The sequence below is a fragment of the Streptomyces sp. NPDC006339 genome, assembly GCF_040612775.1.
Classification (GTDB): Bacteria; Actinomycetota; Actinomycetes; order Streptomycetales; family Streptomycetaceae; genus Streptomyces.
The window spans coordinates 1-2,903 of the sequence record NZ_JBEXQW010000111.1; the positions used below are offsets into that span (position 1 = coordinate 1).

The 2,903-nt window shown below is 69.1% G+C and carries 3 protein-coding genes; 1 reads left to right on the forward strand and 2 read right to left on the reverse strand.

The annotated features are described in order from the left end of the window. Both ABZ135_RS38640 and ABZ135_RS38645 read right to left on the reverse strand, forming a co-directional pair. A partial coding sequence (locus tag ABZ135_RS38640) for a DUF4913 domain-containing protein (protein ID WP_356703085.1) occupies positions 1 to 296 on the reverse strand: 296 nt, incomplete at its 3' end. A 233-nt stretch (positions 297 to 529) separates the two neighbouring features. Continuing rightward, entirely contained in the window at positions 530 to 1,285 is a 756-nt protein-coding gene (locus ABZ135_RS38645; RefSeq protein ID WP_356703081.1) for a site-specific DNA-methyltransferase, read from the reverse strand. Between the two features lie 514 nt (positions 1,286 to 1,799). Between ABZ135_RS38645 and ABZ135_RS38650 the strand changes: the two genes are divergently transcribed. Continuing rightward, on the forward strand, positions 1,800 to 2,903 hold a 1,104-nt coding region (locus tag ABZ135_RS38650), incomplete at its 3' end, for an NlpC/P60 family protein (RefSeq protein ID WP_356703083.1).

A 2,903-nucleotide genomic window follows, 5' to 3' on the forward strand; every position in this document is an offset into this window, starting at 1 on the left:
TGCAGCCAGGCCACGACGTCGTCGTGCTCCTGCCACTGCAGGCACCAGGGTGCTGCGGTGGTGACCTCCGACCCGTAGACGGGGAGGAGGAAGTCGTCCACCCAGTCCGACAGGGCGTCCAGCTCGTCCTCGCGTTCCTCCCCGTCCAGTTCCAGGATCGGGCGGGGCTCCGGCGGCGCGGCGGGAGGCCGCCCGCCGAACCCGGGCATGCCGAACGCGGCGAACGGCGACCGGTCCGGGGCCGGAGCGGAGGAGAGGTGGTCGAGCTGCCGGGCCTGCTGCGCCGACTGCTCCATGAGCCGCCGGACGCTCGCCTCGATTCCCTCCAGCTGCGGGTCCGGAATGCGAACCGGCTCCAGTTCGCCGCCGTCCGCGGGTTCTATGGATTCGGGCATGAAAAGTACGGCCTCCTACGAAACACGGATGGCGGCACACAGACCGGCCGGCAAATGACGAGCACGCTCCGGCGTGAAGCCGCAAGAGACGGAAATGGGTGCCGATTGCCGCCGAAGACAGCGCAGTTGACGCCCTAGACGGCGAGAACCACGTCGTCCTGCGTCAGGGTCTCGCGGACCGTCTCGGTGAGACGGTCGGCCGCGATCGACGCATAGTGCGCGGTCTTCTCCACGCCGATGAAATCGCGGCCTTCCAGCAGAGCGGCGACGCCGGTGGAGCCGGAGCCAGCACAGAAGTCGAGCACCGTGCCGCCCGGCGGGGCGATCTTGACCAGTTCGCGCATCACCTCGACGGGCTTCTGCGTGATGTGCTGTCGCTTCGCTCCCGAGGGCTGCGAGGCGCTGTACATGCCCGGCAGATACACAGGGTTCCGGGAGCCGTCGATCGCCCCCTTTGACGCCCAGACGATGAATTCACAGTTCTGCGTGAACCGGCCCTTCTGCGGCCTGGCCTGCGGCTTGTGCCAGGCGAGCACCCCGCGCCACAGCCAGCCGGCCGCCTGGATCGCGTCCGTGGTGACGGGGAGTTGGCGCCAGTCGGTGAACAGCAGAGCGGTGCCGCCCTCCTTCGTCAGGCGGTGGGACTCGGTCATGATCTGCGTCAGCCAGAATCCGTACGACCGCTGGTCCATGTTCTCGCCGGTGAAGTCCGGCAGGGCGTGCTGGGCATCGGCGGAGGTGTACTTCGCCTTGGCGGAGCGGGTGGTGCGCTCCTTCGCGGTCCGGCCCCCGCTGTTGTACGGCGGGTCGGTGATGACGGAGTCGACGCAGCCGTCCGGCAGACCGGCAAGAACGCTGAGGGCATCACCGTGGTGCAGGGAAAAAGGCAAAGAGGAACCCCAATTCGGGTGTGGAAGCACGGAGGGAACTGCCCGTCGCGCGAAAGGAGTCCTCGCGGGCCGAAGGTGGGCATGCAGAAGCCCAGGGCCGCAGACCGAGGAGGGCGAGGGGAGTCCAAAAACTGTAGAGGCGAAAACGCCGACGACCAAGAAGTGCATGACTGAGGTGCCGGATTCCGGCACCTTCCGCTCAGCTTTTTGGTCAGCCGCCAATTCGCGCCTACTGTTTTTGAACCGCCCGGCGCACACCGCCGCTGGCTCCTTCCCTGCCCTTCCTCACGGAGGTTCCCCCTGCCCCGGCACTCCTAGCTCACGGCCCGGCCGCATGGAGCGAGCGGCAACTCGCCCACGCCGGCCCGTACCGATCGCCCACCTCGGCCGCCGCGCCCTTCCGACACGCCTCGCGCACGCGGCACGCCGGACACCGCACCCCGAAGGACACGTCCATGACGTCTCTCTACCCACCCCTGCCCGAAACCGCTGACCCGCGAGCCAGCCGAACCGGTTGAAGGCGCTCGCCGCCGGTATCGGCGCCGTCTTCCTCTCCCCGCTCCTGATCGCCGGTACCGGCATGACGCTGGCCGCCTCCGCCGAAGCCATGCAGACCACCGGCTCCGTCAGCGACTGCCTGACGGACATCGACGCGGACAAGGTCGCCGACCAGGTCACCAAGATCCTCGACGGGGCGTCCGGCAAGGATGTCCACGTCGAGGGCCTGGACCTGCCGACCGAGCAGATCCCTCACGCCCAGACGATCGTGGCCACCGGCATCAGCCTCGACGTCCCGAAGAAGGGGCAGATCATCGCGCTCGCCACGGCGATCCAGGAGAGCCAGCTGCGCAACCTCAACTACGGCGACCGCGACTCGCTCGGCCTGTTCCAGCAGCGCCCTTCGCAGGGCTGGGGCACCGCCCAGCAGATCCGTGACCCGGTCTACGCGAGCGAGCGCTTCTACAAGGCTCTTCTCGCCGTGGACGGCTGGCAGCAGATGACCGTCACACAGGCCGCCCAAGCCGTCCAGAAGTCCGGCTTCCCCGACGCGTACGCGCAGTGGGAGCCGTTGGCGACCGCCCTGCAAAAGGCCATCGCCGCCACCTTCCCCGGTAACTCGGAGGGCGCCGACGACGAGACCGGTGACACCGCCTCCTCGGGCTGCGGCACGCAGGACGGGTCCCAGTACGGGCCGATCCCCGAGGGTGCCGTCCCGAAGGGCTACTCGATCCCGAAGGACGCCGACCCGCGCGCCCGAACGGCGATCGACTGGGCGATGCATCAGCTCGGCACGATGTACCAGTGGGGCGGCACGTGCACGGCCGCACATGGCCCTGATCCGATGGGCCGCTGCGACTGCTCCAGCCTGATGCAGCAGGCGTACGACGAGGCTGGCATCCGGCTCACCCGGGTCACGCAGACCCAGGTCAGCGACGGCAAACCCGTGTCGGGCCCCCTGCGGCCCGGTGACCTGATCTTCAGCCGCGGCAGCGCCGCCGCGCCCGAGCACGTCGGCATGTACATGGGCGAGGGGCTCGTGATCGAGGCCCCGCGCACCGGCAAGCCCGTCCGGATCACGCCGCTCAAGGACTGGGACGTCCTCGCCGCCCGCCGCGTC